The sequence below is a fragment of the Haloarchaeobius pelagicus genome (genome assembly GCF_051207375.1).
GTDB lineage: Archaea > Halobacteriota > Halobacteria > Halobacteriales > Natrialbaceae > Haloarchaeobius.
Genome location: NZ_JBPJZD010000001.1, coordinates 1,142,360 through 1,164,713, shown reverse-complemented (window position 1 = coordinate 1,164,713; position 22,354 = coordinate 1,142,360). Strand labels below are relative to the sequence as shown.

Annotated in this window: 24 protein-coding genes and 1 tRNA gene; 16 read left to right on the top strand and 9 right to left on the bottom strand. The window is 64.9% G+C overall.

Features of this window, described 5'->3' with window-relative positions; all coding sequences use genetic code 11:
- Positions 1 to 34: 34 nt before the first annotated feature.
- The gene (locus tag ACSC1S_RS06130) at positions 35 to 2,074 is read left to right on the top strand and encodes a PAS domain S-box protein (RefSeq protein ID WP_435363586.1); all 2,040 of its coding nucleotides are present in this window, start codon (positions 35 to 37) and stop codon (positions 2,072 to 2,074) included.
- On the opposite strand, the gene ACSC1S_RS06125 is transcribed toward ACSC1S_RS06130, so the two are convergent.
- The 4 genes from ACSC1S_RS06125 to ACSC1S_RS06110 all read right to left on the bottom strand — a co-directional run bounded on the left by ACSC1S_RS06125 (position 2,075) and on the right by ACSC1S_RS06110 (position 6,061).
- Positions 2,075 to 2,680 carry a HalX domain-containing protein gene (locus ACSC1S_RS06125; RefSeq protein WP_435318007.1) on the bottom strand — a complete coding sequence of 202 codons (606 nt, stop codon included), beginning with the start codon at positions 2,678 to 2,680 and terminating at the stop codon, positions 2,075 to 2,077.
- A 129-nt stretch (positions 2,681 to 2,809) separates the two neighbouring features.
- Positions 2,810 to 3,538 (bottom strand): DICT sensory domain-containing protein, encoded by a 729-nt coding sequence (locus ACSC1S_RS06120; protein ID WP_435363585.1) that lies wholly within the window; start codon positions 3,536 to 3,538, stop codon positions 2,810 to 2,812.
- A 38-nt stretch (positions 3,539 to 3,576) separates the two neighbouring features.
- Positions 3,577 to 4,002 carry a DUF7960 family protein gene (locus ACSC1S_RS06115; protein WP_435363584.1) on the bottom strand — a complete coding sequence of 142 codons (426 nt, stop codon included), beginning with the start codon at positions 4,000 to 4,002 and terminating at the stop codon, positions 3,577 to 3,579.
- Between the two features lie 82 nt (positions 4,003 to 4,084).
- Entirely contained in the window at positions 4,085 to 6,061 is a 1,977-nt protein-coding gene (locus ACSC1S_RS06110) for a 3-hydroxyacyl-CoA dehydrogenase/enoyl-CoA hydratase family protein (protein ID WP_435363583.1), read from the bottom strand.
- A 116-nt stretch (positions 6,062 to 6,177) separates the two neighbouring features.
- Here ACSC1S_RS06110 and ACSC1S_RS06105 point away from each other — a divergent pair, with 116 nt between their 5' ends.
- From ACSC1S_RS06105 to ACSC1S_RS06075, 7 genes are all read left to right on the top strand, one after another.
- The gene (locus ACSC1S_RS06105) at positions 6,178 to 7,329 is read left to right on the top strand and encodes an acyl-CoA dehydrogenase family protein (protein ID WP_435318012.1); all 1,152 of its coding nucleotides are present in this window, start codon (positions 6,178 to 6,180) and stop codon (positions 7,327 to 7,329) included.
- A 322-nt stretch (positions 7,330 to 7,651) separates the two neighbouring features.
- The gene (locus ACSC1S_RS06100; RefSeq protein WP_435363582.1) at positions 7,652 to 9,193 is read left to right on the top strand and encodes a Na+/H+ antiporter NhaC family protein; all 1,542 of its coding nucleotides are present in this window, start codon (positions 7,652 to 7,654) and stop codon (positions 9,191 to 9,193) included.
- A complete protein-coding gene (locus tag ACSC1S_RS06095; protein WP_435363581.1) occupies positions 9,190 to 9,462 on the top strand; it encodes a DUF7513 family protein in 273 nt (90 codons plus the stop codon). The genes ACSC1S_RS06100 and ACSC1S_RS06095 overlap by 4 nt, the downstream gene beginning before the upstream one ends.
- A 73-nt stretch (positions 9,463 to 9,535) precedes the next feature.
- Entirely contained in the window at positions 9,536 to 10,108 is a 573-nt protein-coding gene (locus ACSC1S_RS06090) for a DNA-3-methyladenine glycosylase family protein (protein ID WP_435363580.1), read from the top strand.
- Between the two features lie 201 nt (positions 10,109 to 10,309).
- Positions 10,310 to 11,050 carry an AzlC family ABC transporter permease gene (locus ACSC1S_RS06085; protein WP_435363579.1) on the top strand — a complete coding sequence of 247 codons (741 nt, stop codon included), beginning with the start codon at positions 10,310 to 10,312 and terminating at the stop codon, positions 11,048 to 11,050.
- On the top strand, positions 11,047 to 11,412 hold the full coding sequence (locus ACSC1S_RS06080; protein WP_435363578.1) for an AzlD domain-containing protein: 366 nt from the start codon (positions 11,047 to 11,049) through the stop codon (positions 11,410 to 11,412). The genes ACSC1S_RS06085 and ACSC1S_RS06080 overlap by 4 nt, the downstream gene beginning before the upstream one ends.
- Before the next feature lie 185 nt (positions 11,413 to 11,597).
- Complete coding sequence (locus tag ACSC1S_RS06075; RefSeq protein WP_435363577.1) at positions 11,598 to 12,191, top strand: DUF7344 domain-containing protein; 594 nt, start codon at positions 11,598 to 11,600, stop codon at positions 12,189 to 12,191.
- A gap of 34 nt (positions 12,192 to 12,225) precedes the next feature.
- Here the strand turns inward: ACSC1S_RS06075 and ACSC1S_RS06070 are convergent, their stop codons facing one another.
- Both ACSC1S_RS06070 and ACSC1S_RS06065 read right to left on the bottom strand, forming a co-directional pair.
- Complete coding sequence (locus tag ACSC1S_RS06070; RefSeq protein ID WP_435363576.1) at positions 12,226 to 13,581, bottom strand: RimK family alpha-L-glutamate ligase; 1,356 nt, start codon at positions 13,579 to 13,581, stop codon at positions 12,226 to 12,228.
- A 100-nt stretch (positions 13,582 to 13,681) separates the two neighbouring features.
- Positions 13,682 to 14,437, bottom strand: coding sequence for a GNAT family N-acetyltransferase (locus tag ACSC1S_RS06065; RefSeq protein ID WP_435363575.1), 756 nt, complete (start codon positions 14,435 to 14,437; stop codon positions 13,682 to 13,684).
- Between the two features lie 141 nt (positions 14,438 to 14,578).
- Between ACSC1S_RS06065 and ACSC1S_RS06060 the strand changes: the two genes are divergently transcribed.
- The 5 genes from ACSC1S_RS06060 (at position 14,579) to ACSC1S_RS06040 (ending at position 19,231) form a co-directional block, all read left to right on the top strand.
- Positions 14,579 to 15,634, top strand: a complete 1,056-nt coding sequence (locus tag ACSC1S_RS06060) for a succinylglutamate desuccinylase/aspartoacylase family protein (protein ID WP_435363574.1) — start codon at positions 14,579 to 14,581, stop codon at positions 15,632 to 15,634.
- A gap of 69 nt (positions 15,635 to 15,703) precedes the next feature.
- Entirely contained in the window at positions 15,704 to 16,135 is a 432-nt protein-coding gene (gene sdhC, locus ACSC1S_RS06055) for a succinate dehydrogenase, cytochrome b556 subunit (protein ID WP_435318021.1), read from the top strand.
- Position 16,136: 1 nt separating this feature from the next.
- A complete protein-coding gene (locus tag ACSC1S_RS06050) occupies positions 16,137 to 16,502 on the top strand; it encodes a succinate dehydrogenase hydrophobic membrane anchor subunit (RefSeq protein ID WP_435363573.1) in 366 nt (121 codons plus the stop codon).
- Between the two features lies 1 nt (position 16,503).
- Entirely contained in the window at positions 16,504 to 17,379 is an 876-nt protein-coding gene (locus ACSC1S_RS06045; RefSeq protein WP_435363572.1) for a succinate dehydrogenase/fumarate reductase iron-sulfur subunit, read from the top strand.
- A 10-nt stretch (positions 17,380 to 17,389) separates the two neighbouring features.
- The gene (locus tag ACSC1S_RS06040) at positions 17,390 to 19,231 is read left to right on the top strand and encodes an FAD-binding protein (RefSeq protein ID WP_435363571.1); all 1,842 of its coding nucleotides are present in this window, start codon (positions 17,390 to 17,392) and stop codon (positions 19,229 to 19,231) included.
- A gap of 40 nt (positions 19,232 to 19,271) precedes the next feature.
- Here ACSC1S_RS06040 and ACSC1S_RS06035 read toward each other — a convergent pair whose 3' ends face one another.
- Complete coding sequence (locus ACSC1S_RS06035) at positions 19,272 to 19,472, bottom strand: XapX domain-containing protein (protein WP_261650894.1); 201 nt, start codon at positions 19,470 to 19,472, stop codon at positions 19,272 to 19,274.
- A gap of 96 nt (positions 19,473 to 19,568) precedes the next feature.
- Between ACSC1S_RS06035 and ACSC1S_RS06030 the strand changes: the two genes are divergently transcribed.
- From ACSC1S_RS06030 to ACSC1S_RS06020, 3 genes are all read left to right on the top strand, one after another.
- A tRNA-OTHER gene (locus tag ACSC1S_RS06030) sits at positions 19,569 to 19,656 on the top strand.
- Between the two features lie 517 nt (positions 19,657 to 20,173).
- Complete coding sequence (locus ACSC1S_RS06025) at positions 20,174 to 20,746, top strand: DoxX family protein (RefSeq protein WP_435363570.1); 573 nt, start codon at positions 20,174 to 20,176, stop codon at positions 20,744 to 20,746.
- Positions 20,747 to 20,949: 203 nt separating this feature from the next.
- Positions 20,950 to 21,189: a helix-turn-helix domain-containing protein gene (locus ACSC1S_RS06020; protein ID WP_261650892.1), complete on the top strand. Its 240-nt coding sequence runs from the start codon at positions 20,950 to 20,952 to the stop codon at positions 21,187 to 21,189.
- On the opposite strand, the gene ACSC1S_RS06015 is transcribed toward ACSC1S_RS06020, so the two are convergent.
- Both ACSC1S_RS06015 and ACSC1S_RS06010 read right to left on the bottom strand, forming a co-directional pair.
- Positions 21,183 to 21,461: a hypothetical protein gene (locus ACSC1S_RS06015; protein WP_435317972.1), complete on the bottom strand. Its 279-nt coding sequence runs from the start codon at positions 21,459 to 21,461 to the stop codon at positions 21,183 to 21,185. The two genes, ACSC1S_RS06020 and ACSC1S_RS06015, sit on opposite strands and share 7 nt — an antisense overlap.
- A 75-nt stretch (positions 21,462 to 21,536) precedes the next feature.
- Positions 21,537 to 22,352 carry an HD domain-containing protein gene (locus ACSC1S_RS06010; RefSeq protein ID WP_435363569.1) on the bottom strand — a complete coding sequence of 272 codons (816 nt, stop codon included), beginning with the start codon at positions 22,350 to 22,352 and terminating at the stop codon, positions 21,537 to 21,539.
- Positions 22,353 to 22,354: the final 2 nt, after the last annotated feature.

Genomic DNA, 22,354 nt, shown 5'->3' with positions numbered 1-22,354 from the left:
TGTCGTTGGCCGACACCGAGGTGTACCTCTCCGCATGAGCGCCACCAGCACCGTACTCGTCATCAGCAACGACGCCGAGCTACGCGAACGGCTGGCGGCACCCCTGGAGTGGTCCTACCCGAACGTCAACGTGCTGACCGCGGCGGGCTTCGACGGTATCATCGACCACCTCGACGACGGCTCCCTCGACTGCATCGTCGCCGACGATACGACCGCCCTCGACTCCCCAGCCATCTTCCAGGCGACCCGCGAGCGCCATCCCGACCTCCCGCTGCTCGTCCTCTCGGAGTACCACGCCGAGCGCGGCGACGGCGTCGCCATCATGGAGGTCGTCGATTTCCTCGACGCCATCGGGACGCCGGGGTCGGACGACGCGTTCGCCGGCTGGGTCGCGAACTCCGTCGTCAGGAACCACGGTGCTGCCGCCCCGCCCGGTGGCAACCGCCCCGAAGACGTCGTCCGCGACGTGAAACGCTCGCTCGTCGACGCGTCCTCGCCGATGGACATCGAGGAGGCCGTCTGCGACCAGCTCACGCTCGGTGGTCGCTACAAGTTCGCCTGGGTCGGCGAGTACGACCGGGGCGAACGACAGGTCGTGCCGTGGGTCGCCGCGAGCGAGACCGGCGACTGGCCCATCAGCATGACCTTCCCGGTCGGACGGTCCGGTCGCCAGTCGGTCATCGACCAGGCGCTGCGCAGTCGCGAGGTCCAGATAATCAACGACATCGAGGCCCACGAGGGGGCCGTCCCGTGGCGGGCGACCGCGACCGAGCGCGACTGCAACGCGGTCGCCATCGCCCCGCTCGCATACGAGGACGAACTGTACGGCATCCTCGGGGTCTACTCGAACGACGACGAGGGATTCGACGAGATGGAGACGAGCGCGGTTCGGGAGATCGCCAGCAGCGTCTCGCACGTCCTCGACACCATCGCCATCCGCGGGCGCATCGACCAGCAAGAGCGAGTCCTGCGTCGCTACGAGCGCCTCGTCGAGACGGTCGGCGACGGCATGTACGTCCTCGACTCCGACGGCCACTTCATGACCGTCAACAACGCGATGATGTCGATGACGGGCTACTCCCGCGAGGGACTGCTCGGGGAACACATCTCCATCATCCTCGACGACGAGTCGGTCGCGGCAGGCCGTGACATCATCCGACGGATGGTCCGGGACCGACGCATGGAAGGCGAGACCCAGGAGGTCGTCGTCGAGACCAAGGACGGCCGGACCTTCCCGGGCGAGGTCCAGATCGCGCTCCTCCCGTTCGAGGACGAGCAGTTCCGGGGGACCGTCGGTGTCGTCCGCGACGTCACCGAACGGAAGAAGCGCGAACAGGAGCTCCAGCGACAGAACGAACGTCTCGACGCGTTCGCCAGCATCGTGAGCCACGACCTGCGCAACCCGCTCGGGGTGTCACAGGGCTACCTCGACCTGGTCAAAGAGCAGACCGACGACTCGGTCGCGACGTACATCCAGCACGTCGAGGACGGCCTCGACCGCATGGAGGACATCGTCGCGGACGTGCTCGCCATCGCCCGGCAGGGCCAGACCGTCACGGAGACGGAGCCGACCGACCTCGAGACCATCGTCCGCGAGGCGTGGTCCAACGTGGACACCAAGTCGGCGACCCTGACGGTGGGCGAGTCGATGCGTATCGCGGTCGACCGGTCCCGCCTCCTGCGGGCGCTGGAGAACCTGTTCCGGAACGCGGTCGAACACGGTGGCGAGGAGGTCGCCATCGACGTCGGCCTGCTCGAACCCCCCACCGCCGTCGACGGGGAGACCGAGGTGCAGACCGGCGGCTTCGAGTTCCCCGGCGAGGACAACGCAGCACCCGAGGAACCCGAACTGACCCGACCCGCGGGCTTCTACGTCGCAGACGACGGCGAGGGCATGCCGAAATCGGTTCGCGAGAACGCGTTCGATTCGGAGTTCACGACGTCGGAGGACGGCCTGGGCATCGGGCTCTGGGTCGTGCGAGAAGTAGCAAGTGCTCACGGCTGGACGACCCGCGTCGTCGAAAGCGCTGAAGGTGGTGCTCGGTTCGAGTTCTCGGACGTGAAACCGGCCTGATCAGCTGCCGCCGGGAAGGTCCTGGAACGCACCGACGAAATCGTCGTGGTCTTGCATTCCGGAGACGGCGTCGTCGACCTTGTTGCGAAGTTCGTCGACACGCGCACACAGCTCGGTGTACTCTTCGTTGTCGTCGAGTTCGCGCTCGGATTTCTCGGACTCGAGGAGCGACTTCTTCGAGACCAGCGAGTAGTACTCCTGGATGTCGCTCTCGTAGTCCGACCGTGAGGTGACGTTCTTGACGACATCGAGGAGCTCGTCCTTCGAGACCGGCTTGACGAGGTAGTCGTCGAAGCCCATCTCGATGATGTCGAAGTCCGGGTCGACAGCCGTGACCATCACCACTCGACAGTCGTAGCCGTCCGCGCGGATACGTTCGAGCACCTCGTCACCCGAGAGTCCGGGCATCCGTCGGTCCAACAGGACGATCTCCACCGACTCTTCCATCAACTCGAGCGCCGATTCCCCGTCGTAGGCCGCTTCGACGTTGTACTCCGTCGTGAGCCACGCCGCGAAGAGGTCTGCCAGTCGTGACTCGTCGTCGACGACGAGCACCTCGAGGCCGTCCGATGAGCTACCAGCCCCTTGACCGTCGTTTTCTGCCACACACGACCCATGGAGGCTATGGTTCATAAATGCCGCGCCCACATATTTTATTTCTGGTACGTTCTGGAATGGTATTCCCTCCCGTCTCCCGGTTCTGGGCGGGTCCTGTCGTCCTGTCGAACCGAGACGTTAGGGGGCCACGTGGTCGGTGTGGGTCAACAGGCGCTCCGTCACCTCGTCCACGACCGCCGGGTCGTAGGACCACGTGCCGTAGAACGCGCCCGCACCGCGTTCGACCGCCAGCAGGGCGCTCTTCAGCTCGGGACGGCCACCGCCGTCGAACACGACGAACCAGGTTCGTCGTATCTCCTCGGTGTCGAGCCCGTGGACGGTCACCCCATCGACGGCGGTGTGGCCGTCGGGTCGGCCGAACACGTGCAGGTCGAGGTCGGTCGTCGCGAGGCGGCGGTACACGTCGGTCTGGTCGTCGAAGTTCGAGAGCTGCTGGAAGCCGGCCGAGAGCGTTCCGCTGCCCGCGCGGAAGGCCCGGTCTTCGATCTCGCGCGTGACGGCCATCATGTCGTCCCGGTCGTAGCTGGTGAACGTCGTCTCCTTCAGCGGGGCGAGCAGGGCCGCGTGCGCGGAGTCGTCCACACCGAGGTCGTCGGGGCCGGCGTCGGGCCCGTCGAGCAGGTCGAACAGGTCGCTCGCGTCGACCGCCGTATACAGTGTCTCGCTGTCGGTCAGTGTGGCGAAACACGGTGCCTCCGTTGAGGTGTCGTCGACCTCGACCCGGAGGTTCTGGTCCCGGAAGAACGAGGCGAGCCGGGTGTCGAGCGACGAGCCGGGGGGCAGGTTGAACAACGTCAGCGTCTTCTCACGCTGACGGACGCGGTCGACGATATCGAGGAGTGTCATATCCTCCCGGACCACCCCAGGCAGGATGCCGGTTCTCCCTAACTGGGTAGGCGGTCCGACAGGGTCCACCGGACGAGGAGCGCCTCGACCCGCGCCCGGTCTGTCGCTTCCTCGGCTTCGAGGACAGCCTCGCTCTCCTCCAGCATCCGCTGCTCGACCGGGCCGTGGTCTGGCTCGTCCCGCGTCTGGCTCAGCATCGCCTCGAAGTCCTCCCGGAGGTCGAACGACGCGCGAGCGACGTTACAGCGCCCGAGTGGGTTCATGCCCATGTCGAGCACGAGGTCCCTGACGAGCTCCCAGTCGTTCGCACAGAAGTGGATGGAGACCTCGCCGACGATGTCCTGCCACGCGATGGCGTCGGCGTGTTTCATCGCCGGGACCGCCCGCGGTGGGAGGTCGATGCGGGTGGCCGTCTCCGGGTCGTCGCAGAGACAACACGGTTGCTCCGTCTTCCCGGTGAACATACCCGGGGCTCGGGTCCGGGTCGACAAAGCCCTGTCTCTGGCGGCACTCGGGCGCGAAAGAAAAACGGGTGGTGTCCGGGGGTTACTTGCCTTCGAACTCGGGGTCGTCGTCGCCGAAGAACGCGTTGATGCCCGCGTGCACGTCCTCGGTGCCGACGACGTGGCCGAAGCCCATGCTCTCGATCTCGAGGCCGGCGTCGGTGTCGTCCCAGCCCTTCGCCATGGCGCGCTTCGTGTAGCGCATGGCGATCGGCGGGCCGCCGGCGAGCTTGGCGGCGAGTTCGTGGGCCTTCTCCTCGAACTCACCGGGCTCGACGACCTCGTTCACGAAGCCGAAGTCGTGCATCGTCTCGGCGTCGAAGTGGTCCGTCGTGAAGATGATCTCCTTCGCGCGGCCCATACCGACGATGCGCTGGAGGCGCTGCGTGCCGCCCCAGCCGGGGAGCAGGCCGAGGTCGAACTCGGGCTGACCGAAGTTCGAGCGCGTCGTCGCGAGGCGCATGTCGGCGCAGGTCGCCAGCTCCATGCCGCCGCCGAGACAGTAGCCGTCGATGGCGGCCACGACCGGCATCTCGGTCGTCTCGAGTCGGCCGAAGGTCTCCTGGCCGTACTTCGAGAGTTCGACCGCGCCGAGCGGGTCTGCGCCGCCGCCCGCGATGCTCATGAAGTCGGCACCGGCGGAGAACGCCTTGCCGCCCGCGCCGGTCATGAGGATGGCGCGAACCTCGTCGTCCTCCTCCATGAGGTCGATGGCGTCGTCGAGCTCCTCGATGAGCTCCAGCGAGATGGAGTTCATCTGCTGGGGCCGGTTGAGCTCGATGTGGCCGACCATGTCGCCGGGGTAGTGGAGCTCGAGCGTGTCGAAGTCGACACCCTCGTCCTCCTCGGCACCCGCGCCACCGTGGAAGCCCTCGCCGACGAAGCTCTCGAAGTGCTCGTCGGGCTCGTAGCGGGCGTGCTCGGTCTCCTCGTAGGCGGACTTCAGCGCGGAGAGGAGCTTGTTGAGGCCGTACTCGTCGGCCATCTTGGCCGGGCCCTTCGGGAAGCGCCCGCCGAGTTTGACGGCCTGGTCGATCTCGTCCGCGGAGGCCACGTCGTCACCGATGAGGTAGGAGACCTCGTTCGCCATCGAGGCCAGGAGGCGCTCCTTGACGAGCGCGCTGTGCTCGTCCATCGGGATGTCGGCACCGTCGCCGTCCTCGTAGTCGTAGAAGCCCTTGCCGGTCTTCTGGCCGAGGTTCTCCTCTTCGACCTTCTCGACGAGGAGCGGGCAGGGCTCGTACTTCGCGCCCAGCTCGTCGTGCATGTAGTCGAGGACGTGGTGGCCGACGTCGATGCCGACGTAGTCCGCGAGTTCGAAGCTGCCCATCGGGAGGCCGATGTCGAACTTCGTCGTGGAGTCGACCTCCTCGATGGTCGCTTCGCCGTCGTGGACGAGCCACGCGGCCTCGTTCATCAGGGGGACGAGGATGCGGTTGACGATGAATCCGGGGACGTCTTTGCGCACGCGGACGGGCGTCTTGCCCATCGCTTCGGCGAGGTCCTCGGTGACGTCCATCGTCTCGTCGCTCGTCTCCGCGCCGGAGATGACCTCGACGAGGTCCATGCGCACCGGCGGGTTGAAGAAGTGCATCCCGCAGAACTGGTCGGCGCGGTCGGTCGCGGTCGCGATCTCCGAGATGGAGAGGCTGGACGTGTTGGTCGCGAAGACGGCGTGGGCGGGCGCGTACTCGTCGACCTCGCCCCAGACGTCCTTCTTGATGTCCATCCGCTCGACGATGGCCTCGATGACGAAGTCCGTGTCCTGGACCGCCTCCTCGAGGTCGACGATGGGTGTCACGCGGTCGATCGCGGCGTCCGCGTCGTCCTGCGTGATGGCTTCCTTCTCCGCGAGCTTGTTCAGGCTCCACTCGATCTGGTCGTAGCCGTCCTGGACGAGCTCGTCGTTGATGTCGCGCAGGTTGACGTCGTATCCTGCGAGGGCTGCGACCTCGGCGATGCCGTGGCCCATGTTCCCTGCACCAAGAACTGTGATAGTGTTGATTTGGTCCAACTCCATGTTCGGACCGACAACTGGCAACCGTTTCAAGGTTTCCCCTGCTGAAACGAGAAACTTTTTTCCAGTTTATTTCGGGTTACATAGATTTTTAACCCTGAATTCGTTAATAGTTGCCTATGGACTTCGCCCTTACAGACGAGCAGAAACAGATCAAAGAGGAGGTTCGACGGTTCGCGGAGAACGAGATCGAGCCCGTCGCACAGGAGTACGACGTCGAAGAGAAGTTCCCGTGGGAGGTCATGGAGAAGGCCGCCGACGCGGGCCTGCTCGGCGCGCACATCCCGTTCGAGTACGGTGGCGCTGACTACGGCAACCTCGAATCCGCCCTCATCACCGAGGAGCTGTTCGCGGTCGACGCGGGTATCGGTCTGTGTCTGACCTCCGCCTCCTTCGGCGCGGACGCCATCATGGAGTTCGGGACCGAAGAGCAGAAAGAGCGCTTCCTCGAGCCCATCCCGCAGGGAGAGGCCATCATGGGCGCGGCCATCTCCGAGCCCGACACCGGCTCCGACGTCTCCTCCGTGAGCACGCAGGCCGAGAAGGACGGTGACGAGTGGGTCATCAACGGCAACAAGATGTGGATCACGAACGGGTCCATCGGGGACTACTACGTCGTCCTCTGCCAGACCGACCCCGACGCCGAGGGCCGCTACAACGGCTTCAGCCAGATCGTCGTCGAGTCCGACCGCGACGGCTTCAAGTCCGAGAAGATCACCGGCAAACTCGGTATCCGTGCCTCCGACACGGCCGAACTCATCCTCGACGACGTGCGCGTCCCCGAGGACAACCTCATCGGGACCCGCGGCATGGGCTTCCTCCAGCAGATGCAGTTCTTCGACGAGACCCGGACCGCCGTCGCCGCACAGGGCGTCGGTATCGCGAAGGGTGCCTCCGAGGCCGCACTCTCGTACGCCAAGGAACGCGAGCAGTTCGGCCGTCCCATCGGCGATTTCCAGGCCATCCAGCACAAGCTCGCCGAGATGCACACGAAGACCGAGGCCGCACGCAACCTCACGTACAAGGCCGCCTGGAACGTCGACCAGGGCGAGGACATCACGATGCTCGCCTCCATGGCGAAGGAGTTCGCCTCCAACGTCGCCGTCTCCGTGGCCGACGAGGCCGTCCAGATCCACGGTGGGGCAGGCTACGTGAACGACTTCCCGGTCGAGCGCTTCTACCGCGACGCGAAGATCACGCAGATCTACGAGGGCACGACCGAGATCCAGAAGAACATCATCGCCCGCGAGCTGATGGGCAAGGGCTTCTAACCAGCCTCCCCGACCACCAGCCTCCCCGATCTCTCTCGGCACTCTCCGACAGGATTCTTCTGATGCTGTGTGCCGTTTCCCGGCGTTTCGATTCGAAAAGAGCACTCGCACCCGGGACGTAAAATTAGCACTCGATACTGAAAAGAGGAACTAGGGGTTCGATTCTCCTCGGATGACTCTACCAATCGAGAATCCCTACATTCGTCCAGAAACGTAGCTTTCGGCCCGATTACCGCATCTATCGCCAGAAGAACAAAATCATTCGGAAAGTTTTGATTTAATTCGTGGAGTTTTATAATCGACCATAATCTTCCCACGTCCGATGGCAGAGATGGAATCGTTAGACGACAGTGACGAATCGAGTGCTCCGAAGCTCGAGTTCTACGGAGGTCGGGCCGCGAGCGCCGTCCCACTCGCCGTGTTCGTCGCCTGGGCCATCTTCCAGAGCGGCGTCCTCGGCGTCGGTGACACGCAGGGCCTCGTCCTCGGGATGCTCGTCGGGCTCATCGTCGGGATGTTCCTGGTCAAGGGCTCGTGGAAAGACTACGCGGACACCATCTTCGACGGGATGACACAGCGGGTCGCCGCGACCGCCGTCGTCGCGTGGCTCTGGGCGGGGATGTTCGCGAACGTCCTGCAGGCGGGACAGTTCGTGAACGGCCTCGTCTGGGCCGCCGACGTGACCGGCGTCGCGGGTGACCTGTTCCCCGCGGTGACGTTCGTGCTCGCCGCCCTGCTCGCGACCGGTATCGGGACCGGGTACGGGACGGCAATCACGTTCACGACCGTCGTGTTCCCGGCCGGCATCCTGCTCGGCGCGAACCCGACGCTGCTGTTCGCCGCCATCCTCTCGGGAGCGGTGTTCGGCGACAACCTCGCGCCGGTCTCCGACACGACCATCGTGAGTGCAGTGACCCAGGACGCCGACATCGGTGGCGTCGTCTCCTCGCGGCTGAAGTACGCCCTCGTCGCGGCGCTGTTCGCGTTCATCGCGTACGTCTTCGCCGGGATGTCGATGGCCGGCATCGACGTCTCCGGTGCCGGCGTGAACCTGGCCGAACAGGCTAACGCCGTCGGTCTCGTCCACCTCGTCTCGATGGGCGTCGTCATCGTGACGGCTATCAAGGGCCGCCACATCGTCGAGGCGGTCTCGTGGGGCCTGTTCACCGCCATCGGGGCGAACCTGCTCCTCGGCCTGTCGTCGGTCTCGGACATCATCGTGTTCTACACGCCGTCGGAGACCAGCCTCGCGACCTCGTTCACCTGGCTCCCGTTCGTCCAGCTGGCCGAGAGCGCCGGGCAGCCGGTGTCGGTCGGTGGCGCGCTGTACAACGGGGCGGTCGGGTTCTTCCCGCTCATCGTCCTGACGCTGCTCATCGTCGCGGCCGCGGAGATCATGATCCGCGGCGGCGGCTTCGAGGCCATCCTCGACTTCCTCATCGAGTCCGTCGCGACGACGGTCCGCCGTGCGGAGGTCACGATGGTCCTCGGCACCGCGCTGGTCAACGGGATGATCACCATCAACACCGCGGCCGAGATCGCCATCGCGCCGTACATCGCCAAGCTCGGTGGCCGGTTCAACCTGAACGGCTACCGCCGCGCGAACATCCTCGACGCGAACACCTCCGCCCTCGGGTACATCTTCCCGTGGGGCGGCGGGCTGCTCGCGGGGTACGGGGCGATGACGAGTCTGACCCAGTCCCTCCCGTGGTTCACGCAGGACATGGTCGTCAACCCGGTCGCCGTCTGGCCGTACGTCTTCCACGGCTGGTTCCTCGTGGCGGTGTTCGTCTTCGCCGCGTGGACCGGCTACGGGCGTGAGTACGTCCACGACCGCCAGTCCGCGGAGGTGGAGCGCGTATGAGCCTGTTCACCTCGCTGTTCGCTGGCATCGGCTTCCGCACCCGGACGCCCTCGTTCGGACAGGGCGATGAGGTGACCGCGTTCGTCACCGGGACGCGGGACGGGACGGCCGTCCTCCGCATCGGTGACTCGGAACTGCTGCTGCCCGGGGTCGACGAGCCCGCCACACTCGTCGACGAACGGGTGCAGGTCCGCGTCGAGGAGTTCGACGAGAGCACGGGCACCGGCAAGGCGGTTCTCGTCGGTGTCATCGACGGTCGCGGCCTGTAGTCGAGCGGTTCCCTTTTTCGAGTGCATCGCCGAGAGCGGGTGGTTTAATCCGTCGGAGAGCCTGTCGTCCGACGTGTCCGAAACCGACCCACACGAGTTCCTCCGCACCGACCCCGACCTCGGCCCGCTGGTGGACGAACACGGTGAGCTGACGGTCGAACCACACCCCGAGCCGTTCGAGCGGCTGGTGGTCTCTATCGTGAACCAGCAGCTCTCGGTGCAGTCCGCCGCGGCCATCCGAGAACGGCTGTTCGACCGGTTCGAGGTGACGCCAGCCGGGTTGCTCGCGGCTGACGACGACGCGCTGGCCGACGTGGGACTCTCCGGGCAGAAGATCCGCTACGTCCGGAACGTCGCCGAACGGTTCGAGGACGGGCTCTCGGTCGAGCGACTGCACGACCTGGACGACGACGCGGTCGTCGCGGAACTCACCGAGATAACGGGTATCGGCGACTGGACGGCGAAGATGTTCCTCATCTTCTGTCTCGGCCGCGAGGACGTGTTCCCGGTCGAGGACCTCGGCATCCGCCGCGGGATGGAGGAACTGTACGGCGAGGCGACGCGGGCCGAGATGGTCGAGACCGCCGAGCGGTGGCACCCCTACCGCAGCTATGCGAGCCGGTACCTCTGGCGAGTCGTCGACTGAGCCGGTGACGGCGAGTCCCGGGCTAGCACGACCCGTACCGGCCCGGTGCGCCGGTAACGCACGAACTATTGTGGTCCGGCGAATGCCACCGTTGTAGATGCCACAGCCACGACCAGCGCAGCAGCACGCACCGCCGGTGATGCGGGCCCGGGGTGGGACGAACCGGCCCTCGTCGCCCAGCCATCGCGAGGTGGCCAACCAGTGAGTAGCCGCGACGACTTTCTGGCCGGCGCACGGGCGGCCGGGCCGATACTCCTGGGTATCATCCCGTTCGGGCTCATCGCCGGCGTGAGCGCGATCAACAACGGTCTCGACCCGCTCCACGCGGTCGGGCTGTCCACAATCGTCTTCGCTGGCGCGTCCCAGCTTGCGGCCATCGAGCTGTTCGGTCGTGACGCGCCGCTCGCCATCATCGTCGTCACCGTCCTCGTCATCAACCTCCGGGTGACCATGTACAGCGCCTCCATCGCGCCGTACTTCAGCCGGTTCAGCACGCGCTGGAAGGCGCTGTGCGCCTACGTGCTCACCGACCAGGCGTACGCGCTCTCGATAACCGAGTACCGCCAGACCGACCCGGAGGAGCGCAGTCGCAAGTGGTACTATCTCGGTGCCGCGTTCACGCTGTGGGCGGTCTGGCAGGTCTGTACTATCGCCGGCGTCGTACTCGGGGCGAACGTCCCCACCAGCCTGTCCCTGGAGTTCGCCATTCCCCTGACGTTCATGGCGCTGCTGTTCCCGGCGCTTTCGGACCGCACCACCGAGATCGTCGCGCTCGTCGCCGGGGCCATCGCCATCCCGGCCGCCGCGCTCCCGTTCGACCTCGGGCTCGTCGTCGCGGCCGTGCTGGCGCTGACGGTCGGTGCACTTCGAGACCACTTCCGCGACGCTGACCCCGGCGACGAGACCGACGCCGAGACACAGCCGGAGGGGGCCGAGCCGTGACGAGCTACGATTCTGCGACGGTGTGGGCCGTCATCCTCGTCGCCGGAATCGGCACGTTCGCCATCCGGCTCTCGTTCATCATGCTGCTCGGGCGCATCCAGGACGTCCCCGACCAGGTCGAGTCCGTGCTGCGACTCGTCCCGGCCGCGGTGCTCGCGGCGCTGGTCGTCCCTGCTATCGTCTCGCTCGAAGCCAGCGCGGGTGGGTTTGGCCTCGCCTACGACCCCGCCAAGGTCGTCGCCGCGACGGTCGCGGCCGGCGTCGCCTGGCGGACCGAGGACGTACTGGCGACCATCGCGGTCGGAATGGTCACCCTCTGGTTCGTCGACTGGATCGGCGCGACCCTCGGCATCCTCGGCTGACGAGCCGTCTCGACTCGCCGGAACAGTCGGTTAACGGCTCCTTACCGGTGGTTCCGGCCTGCGTACTTCCATCGCAAATCACCGAAGAATGGTCAACCACCCGGAAATGTAAACCCGGTTGATTAAGCGTTGTGGCCACGTTGTGTCACCTACACCCACACGGTTACCAGGGGGGAATGGGGATAATGGGATCGAAGCAAGCGATAGCACCACTACCAGACGAATCGACCGACAGGACAGGACCGAGCAAGGAGGAGGTGTTCGAGGTTCTCTCGAACCGCCGACGCAGACAGACGCTGCACTATCTCCTGCAGAAGGAGGACGAGACCGCGACCAAGCGAGAGATCTCTCGCCAGCTCGCGGCCTGGGAGAACGACGAGCCCGTCGACATGGTCTCCTCGAGCGAACGGAAACGCGTCTACATCGCGTTACACCAGACGCACCTGCCGAAACTCGACGACGCGGGCCTCATCGACTACGAACCCGCACAGGGCATCATCACGCTCACCGACGCCTGCCACGACCTCGATGTGTACTTCGACGTGGTCCCGGAGAACGAGCTCTCGTGGAGCCAGTTCTACGTGGGTCTCGGGGGCGTCTGCCTCGCCATCACCGCGCTCGCCGGCCTGGGAGTCGTCCCGTTCGCCGGTGTGCCAGCGATCGCGTTGGCAGGGCTGTTCGCGGTCGTCATGACGCTGACCGGAACTCTGCACTACCTCCGGGACCAGAAGAACCGCCTCGGGGGTGCGGGCGAGCCGCCCGGCCCGGAGGCGAAGTAGCGCGAGAACGCGAAAGAGAGAGCGGTGAGACCGACTATTCGAGCGCTTCTTCTTCCTCTTCGCGCTCGTCGTCGTCGGCCTTGTCGGCGCGCTTGGAGACGTCGACCTGGTAGTTCTGCAGGATGTCACGGCCGAGGAGGATGGGGTAGTCCATGTGACTCCGGTCCTCGACGCTCGCGGTGACGGTGTGCTGCTGGCCACCGACACCGACGACGAGGTCGACGACGGGGCGGGACTTGCCCTGCTTCAGGCTGCCGGACTTGACGCGCATGACGGACTTGATGGGACCGGCACCGATGTCGGCCGCGAGACCGGTGTCGATGGAGGTCCGGGTCGCGCCCGTGTCGGACTTCGCGATGACGGTCTTGTTGTCGGAGGTCCCCGAGACGACGACCTGCTCGGTGTAGCCGACGATGACCGGCTTCTCGGGCTTCTCGGTGACCTCGCGCGGGGCACAGGACGGCCACGAGTCGTCGAGCGTCGCGGAGAGTTCGCGGACGCGCTCGTCGTCGACCTCGCCGCCGGCCTTCTCGATTGCCAGCTTCGCGATGTACGGGGCGGGCGAGCGGTTGGTCGCCTGGTAGAGACCCTTGAACCCGGCGGTCGGGTTGACCTCGAGGACGTACCAGCCGTTGTCTCCTTCGACGATGTCGACGCCAGCGTAGTCGAGGCCGACGATGTCGGCGGACCGCTTCGCGATCTTGCGGACCTTCTCCGGCAGTTCCTTGGTCGCGTCCTGGACCTCACCGCCCAGGGCGACGTTCGTCCGCCAGTCGTTGTCCGGCGCGTAGCGATACATCGCGCCGACGACCTGGTCGCCGACGACGTAGACGCGGATGTCGCGGTGGCGCTCGCCGTCGCGGTCGATGAGCTTCTGGAGGAAGGCGTAGCGGTTCCCGACCTTCGCGTTCACGCGCTCGTCGGGGCCGACCTTCCAGGTCCCACCGCCGTGGGTCCCGATGGCCGTCTTGTACACTGCTTCCTCGCCGAACTCGTCACGGACCGCGTTCAGGTTGTCGCCGTTGAGCGCGAGGAACGCCTCGGGCACGCGGATGCCGTTGTCCGAGAGGGCCGCGGCCGTCGCGATCTTGTGCGTGGCGCGGAGTGTCGCCGGCGGCTCGTTGAGCATCGGTCGCAGGCTGTTCAGTGAGTTGGCGAGTCCGAGTTCCTCACACGGCTGCTCGGTGTTCGAGAGCAGCAACCTGTTCGCGATGACGTCGACGTCCGGTTCGAGTGTGACCCCGTCCTCTCTGATTCGGACCGTCGTGTTCTGCTCGCGAAGCCACTCCGGCTGGTGGCCCAGCTCCTCGACCGCGTTACAGATGGCCTTCGATTCCTTGCTGTTGTGAAGGCTGAGAACCCCTACACGTACACTCTCAGAAGTATCCATATCACGGCCAACTCAGTCCCCCTCCAAAAACGTTGTCAGTCACGGTTCCGGATGTGAGTCGCCAACAGGGTACTGGTGGCTCTACAGCGCGGTAACGGGCTCAGAGGTAGGCCGCGTCCCACCGGGTCGGCCGCCGGCGATTCCCGCACTCGTTGCACACCACCTCGCCCATCGTACTCATCGCGTTCTCGAACGACTGGCACGCGCCACAGAACCAGCCGTACTTGCGGTCGCGGTCGCTGTCACTGTACGCCTGGTAGAACGGGCCCTCTGAGCCGCGGGCAGCTTCGCTGTAGCTGACGTAGACTGTCCCGTCTTCGGTCTCGAACGGATCGAGCGTGTCCCACTCGGGGACCTCCTCCCCGTCGACCTTCCGCCAGATGTTCTCGACGAACTCCGTCTCACCGATCTCGACCGTCCGGTCGCCGGCCTTCTCGTAGCCGTGCCCCTCGTAGAACTCGTTGCCGAACTCGTTGCCGGCGAGGACGACGCTACTGACGCGTTCAACCCCGAGGTCGAGCAGTTCCTCCTGGGTCCGGAGGAGCAGCCGGGACCCGATACCGCGGCCCCGGGCGTCCGGCTCGACGTGCAGCCAGGTGAGTCGACCTTCGAGCGGGTCGTTCGCGAGGAGTTCGCTCTGCGAGAACCCGACGATGTCACCCTCGTCCTCCACGACGAGCAGCAACACCTCCTCGTCGTCGATCTGGTCGCGGAGCTCTTCCTTGTCGTACCACTCCGAGATGGCCTCGTCGATGACCGATGTGTCCAGGAAGCTCTCGTATGACGCATGCATCGACCGACTTGCGATGTCACGAATCGTCTCGGCGTCTGTCGCTTTCGCTTCACGTACCTCCATGTCACCGCCTACGACTGGCATGCTTATAATTGCCAACCCATAGACGCAGGGACCGCCGACAGAGTTCGCGGGTCGCTCCCAGCGTCTCGAAACCCACACTAACACGCACATGCCTTTATAGCGTGACCTCCGAGAGCCAGTATGAGCAGCGAGGAGGATGCGTCCGACTCGAACGAGGCGTTCACCTACATCGGTGGGAAGGTGGATCCTGGTGAGTCGGCCAACATCCGCTACGGTATCAGCGAGACGTATCTCGGCGACCCGGTCAGGATTCCGGTGACCATCATCAACGGCGAACACCCCGGTCCGACGGTGTTCCTCTCGGCGGCCGCCCACGGCGACGAGCTCAACGGCATCGAGGTCGTCCGGGAGGTCGCACACGAGTGGTCACTCGACGAACTCCACGGCTGTCTGGTCTGTCTTCCCGTGCTGAACGTCCCCGGCTTTCTCGCCCAGCAGCGGTATCTCCCCATCTACGACCGCGACCTGAACCGGTCGTTCCCCGGCCGGGACGATTCGACCAGCGCGAAGCGGATGGCCCACCGCATCTTCACGAACTTCATCGAGCCCTGCGACCTCGGCATCGACCTCCACACCTCCACTCGCGGGCGGACGAACATGCTCCACGTCCGGGCAGACATGGACGACCCCGACGTCTCCCGGCTCGCCCGGGCGTTCGCGTCCAACGTCATCATCTCCAGCGACGGCCCCGACGGGACGCTTCGCCGCGAAGCCTCGGACGTCGGCACGCCCACCATCACCATCGAGATGGGCGAAGCCCACCGCTTCCAGCGTCACCTCATCGACCGCGCGCTCGACGGCGTTCGCAGCGTCCTCGCGGAGTACGGGCTGTTGAAAGCAGAGTCGGTGCGCTGGCCCGGCTGGCGGACCATCATCGAGGGGCACAACGAGAAGACGTGGCTGCGTGCCGACGCCGGCGGCATCGTCGACATGCACTTCGAGTGTGGCGCGCTCGTCCACGAGGGCGACCGCATCTGTACCATCACCAGCCCGTTCAAGACCGACAACAACCCGATATACGCCCCGTTCACGGGCGTCATGGTCGGGGTCCTCGAGAACCCCGTCGTCTATCCGGGCAACCCGCTCTGTCACCTGGTCGAACTCGACCAGGCGACGCTCCGCGCCGTCGAGAGCGAGCAGTCAGCGCCGCCGGACACCCCGGCGGAGATGGCCTGAACCGGACCGCCGTCTGGCCCCGCTTACGTAACTACTATAACTGCACAATCCAACCCTCCGACTGAGAGTATGAGTCAGTCTTACAATCGCGGTCTAATCGAGGACTTCAGTCGCTGGAAGGAGTTCTCGGCCGGGATGTGGGCGTGGATATTCCACAAGTTCACGGGATGGGTTCTCATCGGATACCTGTTCACCCACATCGCCGTGCTGAGTACTGCCATCGAAGCGTCGACGGCGTCGGCGAGCGCAATCAGCGGGGGCACCGACGTGTACTCGACGACACTGAGCACGCTGGAAGGCATCTTCGTCGTCCGCCTGCTCGAAGTCGGCCTGCTGGCAGTCGCCGTCTTCCACATCCTCAACGGCATCCGGCTGCTGCTGGTCGACCTCGGTATCGGGCTCGAATCGCAGGACAAGACCTTCTACGCGTCACTGGTGCTGACGGGCGTCATCATCATCGCGTCGGTCCCGACCTTCATGGCGGGACTGGGGGGTGCCTGAGATGGCGGGCGCACCGACCTCCTTCGAGCGCGGCGGCTGGGGCTGGCTGTTCCAGCGCATCACGGCGGCGTTCCTCGTCGTGGTGCTCGCGTTCCACTTCTTCCTGCTTCACTTCTACCACCACGCGTTCGAGATCACGTTCGCCGGTACGACGGCCCGCATGGAGGACATCGGCTACTTCGCGACGATGTGGCTGTTCCTCGTGACGGCGACGTTCCACGGCGTCAACGGCGTCTACAACGCGCTGGTCAACCAGGGCATCAGCGGCTCCGCCAAGACCGCCGTCAAGGGCGTGCTGGGCGTCGCTGGTCTCCTGCTCGTCGCACAGGGCACCAGAGTCGCACTCGTCATGAACGGGTTCCTCTAACATGAGTACGCAACTACCCGACACCGAGACGGAAGAGACCGATGTCGAACCGAGCGGCAAGCCGCACCAGGACGAGCGGATGGCCGAGAAGGCGCGCAAGAAAGCGTTCCGCGACGCCGAGAAGCAGGCGAAAGAGGACCTCGAGGCGGCCGATAACGCGGTCCACCTCAAGGTCTTCCGCTACGACCCCGAGGTCGAGGACAAACAGGAGCCCCGCTTCGACGACTTCTACGTCCCGTACAAGAAGGGCATGACCGTCCTCGACGCGCTGATGTACGCGCGAGACCACTACGATTCGTCGCTGACGTTCCGCCACTCCTGCCGACAGGCGGTGTGTGGCTCCGACGCGATGTTCGTCAACGGGCGACAGCGCCTGTGCTGCAAGACGCAGCTTTCGGAGATGGCCGAGCCGGTCCGCATCGAGCCCCTGCCACATCAGGAGGTCGTCAAGGACCTGGTCGTCGACATGGAGCACTTCTACGACCAGATGCACGCGGTCGAGCCGTACTTCCAGTCCGAGGACGTCCCCTCGGGTGAGGAGCAGCATCAGACCCGTGAGAACCGCGAGAAGGTCAAGATGTCCACGCGCTGTATCTGGTGTGGAGCCTGCATGTCCTCGTGTAACATCGCGGCCGGTGACAACGAGTACCTCGGCCCGGCGGCCATCAACAAGGCCTACCGGTTCTACATGGACGAACGCGAGAACGAGGAAGAGCTGAAAGAACACCGACTGCGTATCCTCGAACAGGAACACGGTGTCTGGCGCTGCCAGACCCAGTTCTCCTGTACCGAGGTGTGTCCCAAGGACATCCCGCTGACCGAGCACATCCAGGAGCTCAAGCGCGAAGCAGTCAAGCAGAACCTGAAATTCTGGTGATACGATAACAATGTACGAACACGACGTGCTCGTGGTCGGTGGCGGTGGTGCGGGTCTCCGCGCCGCCATCGCTGCCCACGAAGAAGGTGCAGACGTGGCGATCGTCACGAAACTCCACCCGGTCCGCTCGCACACCGGTGCAGCAGAGGGTGGCATCAACGCGGCCCTTCGTGAGGGCGACGACTGGGAACTGCATGCCTACGACACGATGAAGGGCTCGGACTACCTCGGCGACGCGCCCGCCATCGAGACGCTGGCGCAGGACGCCCCCGACGAGGTCTTCCAGATCGAGCACTGGGGGATGCCGTTCTCCCGCGAGGACGACGGTCGCGTCTCCCAGCGCCCGTTCGGTGGCCTCTCGTTCCCGCGCACCACCTACGCCGGGGCCGAGACCGGACACCACCTGCTCCACACGATGTACGAGCAGGTCGTCAAACGAGGCATCGAGGTGTACGACGAGTGGTACGTGATGAATCTCGCCGTCACGGACGAGGAGACGCCCGAGGACCGGAGCTGTCACGGCCTCGTGGGCTACGACGTCAAGTCCGGCGAGATTGCCGGCTTCAAGGCGAACAAGGGGGTCATCCTCGCGACCGGCGGCCCCGGCCAGGCGTTCGACCACACGACCAATGCGGTCGCCTGTACCGGTGACGGCTACGCGATGGCCTACCGTGCCGGCGTCCCGATGGAGGACATGGAGTTCGTCCAGTTCCACCCGACGACCCTGCCGAGCACTGGTGTGCTCATCTCCGAGGGTGTCCGTGGTGAGGGTGGTATCCTCTACAACGCCAACGGCGAGCGCTTCATGTTCGAGTATGGCTACGCCAACAACGCCGGCGAACTCGCCTCTCGTGACGTGGTCTCCCGCTCCGAGCTGACCGAGGTCAACAACGGGCGCGGGTTCGAGGACGAGTACGTCATGCTCGACATGCGCCACCTCGGCGAGGAGCGCATCATCGACCGCCTGGAGAACATCCTCCACCTCGCGGAAGACTTCGAAGGCGTCGACGGGCTCAAGGAGCCGATGCCGGTCAAGCCCGGCCAGCACTACGAGATGGGCGGCATCGAGACCGACGAGAACGGCCACACCTGCATCGACGGCCTCTACGCCGCCGGTGAGACCGCGTGTGTCTCCGTCCACGGTGCCAACCGCCTCGGCGGCAACGCGCTGCCGGAACTCATCGTCTTCGGTGCCCGGGCCGGCCGCCACGCCGCCGGTGCCGACCTCGGAGAGGCCGAGATCGAGACGGGCGAACGCGGCGACATCGAGTACGACGAGACCGACCTCCCCTACCAGCCGGGCGAGGTCGGCATGACCGGCCCGCAGACCGACGCCGTCGCCGACGGTGGCGCGGTCGCGGCCGACGCCGACAGCGTCGTCGACGCCGCGGTCAAGACCGAACGCGACCGCGTCGACCACCTGCTCGAGAAGGACGAGGGTATCCAGCACTCCCAGATCCGGGCCAAACTCCAGAAGACGATGACCGAGAACGTCAACGTCTTCCGCGAGGAGGAGGGCCTCAAGCAGGCACTCAACGACATCCGGGAGATTCGCGAGGCCTACCAGGACGTGTACGTCGACGACCCGTCACGCACGTTCAACACGGACCTCCAGCACACCATCGAGACGCGCAACCTCATCGACATCGCCGAGGCCATCACGCTCGGCGCGCTCGTCCGCACGGAGTTCCGCGGGGCCCACTGGCGCGCGGAGCACCAGGAGCGCAAGGACGACGAGTGGCTGAAGCACACGCTCATCGCGTGGCACGACGGGGAACCGACCATCTTCTACCGGCCGGTCATCCTCGAAGGCGAGAACAAGACGTACGAGCCCAAGGTCCGCTCGTACTGAACCCCGACCCGCGATCCGACTGACTCTCGTTTTTCCGAACTCAGGCCAGCCCGAGCGCCTGCATCACATCGGTGACGGTGATACCGGCTTCAGACATCGCCTTGAACCCGAGGAAGATGCCGACGATACCCATCACGCCCGCGAGGTTCGGCGGCGCTGGAATCGGGACCTCGACGAACTTGAACAGTGCGCCCACCGCGAAGCCAGTGAGAGTCGCGAAGAGAACCTGTGTCACATCCATAACGTCATTTCACTCGGAGGGGTTCCGGTAAAAACTGTTCCATTCGACTCCCGCACCAATGTCTACTTTGAGGACTGGTGTGTACGTCCCCGGCGAGGAAGGGTAGCTCAGGGTAGAGCACGTCGTGGCGTCGTCCACGACGGTCAGTGCAAGGCTTCGCGTGGTTCAAGTCCCGCCCCTTCCGCTTCTCGGTCGAGCGGCAGCGAGACCGTGAGCGGTGACTGCGGGACTTGAATCAGGGAGGTCGCGCGCAGCGTCAGCGAGCACGTCCGACCGTGGTTCGAGTCCCGCCCCTTCCGCTCGTACTCCGAACGGCAGTGAGGACACGAGCGGTGACTGCGGGATTCGAGCAACGAGCGACCGGAAGGAGCGAGTGAGTTCAAGTCCCGTCACACCCACTCACTTCGTTCGTGAGTGTTCCTGAGTCCCGCTCGTAAACTCGCGGGACTCCCGCCCCTTCCGTTCTCCGGCGACCGACAGCGAGACCGTGCCTCCAGAGCCGCCCGTCATGGTTCCCAGCTACGTAGAATGACACATCGAATCACGCGATTTACTAGCATGGCGTCTGCCCAAGTAGGTCGACGCTGTCTATCGATTATGGTCTTATTCTGTGGCCAGTTCTCAGTTCTGTAGAACCGAGAATTACGCTCTCTTTATATGTTGATACCGGTCGTCTGTTGAGATGTAAGAGGACGATTACGATGGCAACCAACGATTACACGACCGGAAGCAACACCTTCGAGAGCAAACTGGGCGGCATCACCGTCAGCGGGAAGGCGCACAGCCTGAGCGCGTGGTTCGTGCTCTCGCTGCGCCTCATGATGGGCTACGCGTTCCTGCACGCGGGCTGGGACAAGGTCTTCGCCGCTGAAGGGTTCAACTCGAGCGGGTACCTCGTGCACGCGGCTGGTGCGAACGGGAACCCGCTGCAGGGGATGTTCCTGTGGATGGGCGAGACGGCCTGGTTCGTCGAGTTCGCGAACATCGCGGTGCCCTACGGTGAGCTGTTCATCGGTCTTGGACTGCTCGTCGGCGCGATGGTCCGCCTCGCAGCGTTCTTCGGGGCGCTCATGATGGCGATGTTCTACTTCGGGAACTGGAGCATCGAACACGGCATCATCAACGGCGACTTCGCGTACATGCTCGTGTTCCTGGCGGTCGCCGCCTTCGGTGCAGGGCGCATCCTCGGCCTGGACACCCTCATCGAGAACTACGAGATCGGTGGCGAGAAGCTCATCGAGAAGTACCCCAGACTCGACTACATCCTCGGCTGAAACCGGGGGAATCAGTCCCTCGTTGGTAGTCGAACCGATGTCAATTCTTGCGTCTCCCTGTTTTCTGCAGTCTCACCACCCTTCGAGCGCGTCTCTCGTTGCGGGCTGTTCGGTCCTACGCGACGAGCGTTCCCGCCTCTTCGAAATATCGACTATCGTCGAACCCGAGTTTTATTATCGTCGAATGACGTTGGTTGGATAGCATGAGTGCGACACGACGCGCGGAACGACTCGAAACGACAGCGGTGCAGTCGGTCGGGTCACCGACAGGGAAACTGGTCTGTCTCTACCTGAACACGGCTGGCGAGTCCACGACTGCACAGCTCCAGGATGCACTGGGCCTCAGCAAACTCACGCTCTTTTCTGTCCTCTCGACGCTCGAAGAGCGCGGCCTCGTCGACCGGGACGACACCGGTCAGGTCACGCTCGCCGACGGTCAGTAGTACCTGTCGTAGAGTCGGTCACCGACGAACGAGCCGATACTGAGCGGGATGAAGACGAAGCCGAGCGCCTGCAGCATCAGGAACGTCACCCAGCGCGAGAACGGTTCCTGCGGTGGCCAGAACAGCGGCAGGGTGGCGAGGAGGAAGTCCCAGAACACGGCGACGAGGATTGCTGCCACGACCACCGAGCAGCCGACACGGACACCGACGCGGTGGATGTCGGTCCGGCGGGTCGTGGGTGGGTCTGGCCACTCACGGTCGGTATCTGGCATGGGCGTGCTATGGGCCGGAGGCTCAAGTAGGGCACGTCACGAGCGAGGACGGACGGCCGAACGGAGGGTACCTCCCTAGAGTTCGATACGCTCGACGAGGTCGTCGGTCTCGCTGCCGGATTTGATGGCGACGATGCGGACGAGGTCCTCGAGCATCGAGTCCCGAAGCTTCGCTTTGAGCAGGTTGTCGACCTGGTAGACGCCGGCCGCGCTGGTCATCTCGATCTCGACGAGGACCGGGTGGTCATCGCCAGTCTGGAGGGAGACGTTCTTGATGGCCTGGCTGGAGAGCGTGTTGATACCGCGACCACCCTTCTCGTAGGGAATACGCGAGCGGCCGGACTCCATATCGAGGGCGTCGGCCACGCGCACCACACCGGCTTCGCGGGTGAGTGGCTGCTCTGCGGTGTGGTGACAGAGGATGGCGTGGAGGACCTCGCCCTTCATGCGCACGCAGTCGGGCTTGTTGTAGAACTCGGGGAGGATGCGGTCGAGTTCGTCGGAGGCGAGGGGAATCGAGTAGTACGAGTGGTCGTCGCGGTGGACGACGTGGCCGATGTCGTGGAGGGTGGCCGCGAGGGCGATGATGACGGGTTCGTCCGACTCGTCGAGGCCGTGGTCGAGCGCCCCGTTGAAGTCGACCCCGGCGCGCTTCAGCAGGTCGTACAGACAGAGGGCGCGGTTCCGGACGATGGAGATGTGTTTCGCACCGTGGTCGTTGTACCCCTTGCGCGTGACCGCGTTGACGTTCTGAGCGTCGAGGTACGCCAGTATCTCGGGGTCGCTCTCGACGAATTCGAGGACCTTGTTCAACTTCTCGTCGTCGAAGGCGTGCTGGTCTGTGGGGGAGTACACACGACCCTCGACGCCGGACTCGTCGGTATCACTCATAC

Excerpts from the sequence above, each read along its gene's own strand:
- ACSC1S_RS06020 (WP_261650892.1), top strand. The coding sequence starts at position 20,950 with ATGAGTGCGACACGACGCGCGGAACGACTCGAAACGACAGCGGTGCAG.
- ACSC1S_RS06130 (WP_435363586.1), top strand. The coding sequence starts at position 35 with ATGAGCGCCACCAGCACCGTACTCGTCATCAGCAACGACGCCGAGCTA.
- ACSC1S_RS06045 (WP_435363572.1), top strand. The coding sequence starts at position 16,504 with ATGAGTACGCAACTACCCGACACCGAGACGGAAGAGACCGATGTCGAA.
- ACSC1S_RS06120 (WP_435363585.1), bottom strand. The coding sequence starts at position 3,538 with ATGACACTCCTCGATATCGTCGACCGCGTCCGTCAGCGTGAGAAGACG.
- sdhC (WP_435318021.1), top strand. The coding sequence starts at position 15,704 with ATGAGTCAGTCTTACAATCGCGGTCTAATCGAGGACTTCAGTCGCTGG.
- ACSC1S_RS06095 (WP_435363581.1), top strand. The coding sequence starts at position 9,190 with ATGAGCCTGTTCACCTCGCTGTTCGCTGGCATCGGCTTCCGCACCCGG.
- ACSC1S_RS06065 (WP_435363575.1), bottom strand. The coding sequence starts at position 14,437 with ATGGAGGTACGTGAAGCGAAAGCGACAGACGCCGAGACGATTCGTGAC.
- ACSC1S_RS06060 (WP_435363574.1), top strand. The coding sequence starts at position 14,579 with ATGAGCAGCGAGGAGGATGCGTCCGACTCGAACGAGGCGTTCACCTAC.
- ACSC1S_RS06040 (WP_435363571.1), top strand. The coding sequence starts at position 17,390 with ATGTACGAACACGACGTGCTCGTGGTCGGTGGCGGTGGTGCGGGTCTC.
- ACSC1S_RS06015 (WP_435317972.1), bottom strand. The coding sequence starts at position 21,461 with ATGCCAGATACCGACCGTGAGTGGCCAGACCCACCCACGACCCGCCGG.
- ACSC1S_RS06115 (WP_435363584.1), bottom strand. The coding sequence starts at position 4,002 with ATGTTCACCGGGAAGACGGAGCAACCGTGTTGTCTCTGCGACGACCCG.
- ACSC1S_RS06035 (WP_261650894.1), bottom strand. The coding sequence starts at position 19,472 with ATGGATGTGACACAGGTTCTCTTCGCGACTCTCACTGGCTTCGCGGTG.
- ACSC1S_RS06100 (WP_435363582.1), top strand. The coding sequence starts at position 7,652 with ATGGCAGAGATGGAATCGTTAGACGACAGTGACGAATCGAGTGCTCCG.
- ACSC1S_RS06070 (WP_435363576.1), bottom strand. The coding sequence starts at position 13,581 with ATGGATACTTCTGAGAGTGTACGTGTAGGGGTTCTCAGCCTTCACAAC.
- ACSC1S_RS06010 (WP_435363569.1), bottom strand. The coding sequence starts at position 22,352 with ATGAGTGATACCGACGAGTCCGGCGTCGAGGGTCGTGTGTACTCCCCC.
- ACSC1S_RS06025 (WP_435363570.1), top strand. The coding sequence starts at position 20,174 with ATGGCAACCAACGATTACACGACCGGAAGCAACACCTTCGAGAGCAAA.
- ACSC1S_RS06050 (WP_435363573.1), top strand. The coding sequence starts at position 16,137 with ATGGCGGGCGCACCGACCTCCTTCGAGCGCGGCGGCTGGGGCTGGCTG.
- ACSC1S_RS06105 (WP_435318012.1), top strand. The coding sequence starts at position 6,178 with ATGGACTTCGCCCTTACAGACGAGCAGAAACAGATCAAAGAGGAGGTT.
- ACSC1S_RS06075 (WP_435363577.1), top strand. The coding sequence starts at position 11,598 with ATGGGATCGAAGCAAGCGATAGCACCACTACCAGACGAATCGACCGAC.
- ACSC1S_RS06110 (WP_435363583.1), bottom strand. The coding sequence starts at position 6,061 with ATGGAGTTGGACCAAATCAACACTATCACAGTTCTTGGTGCAGGGAAC.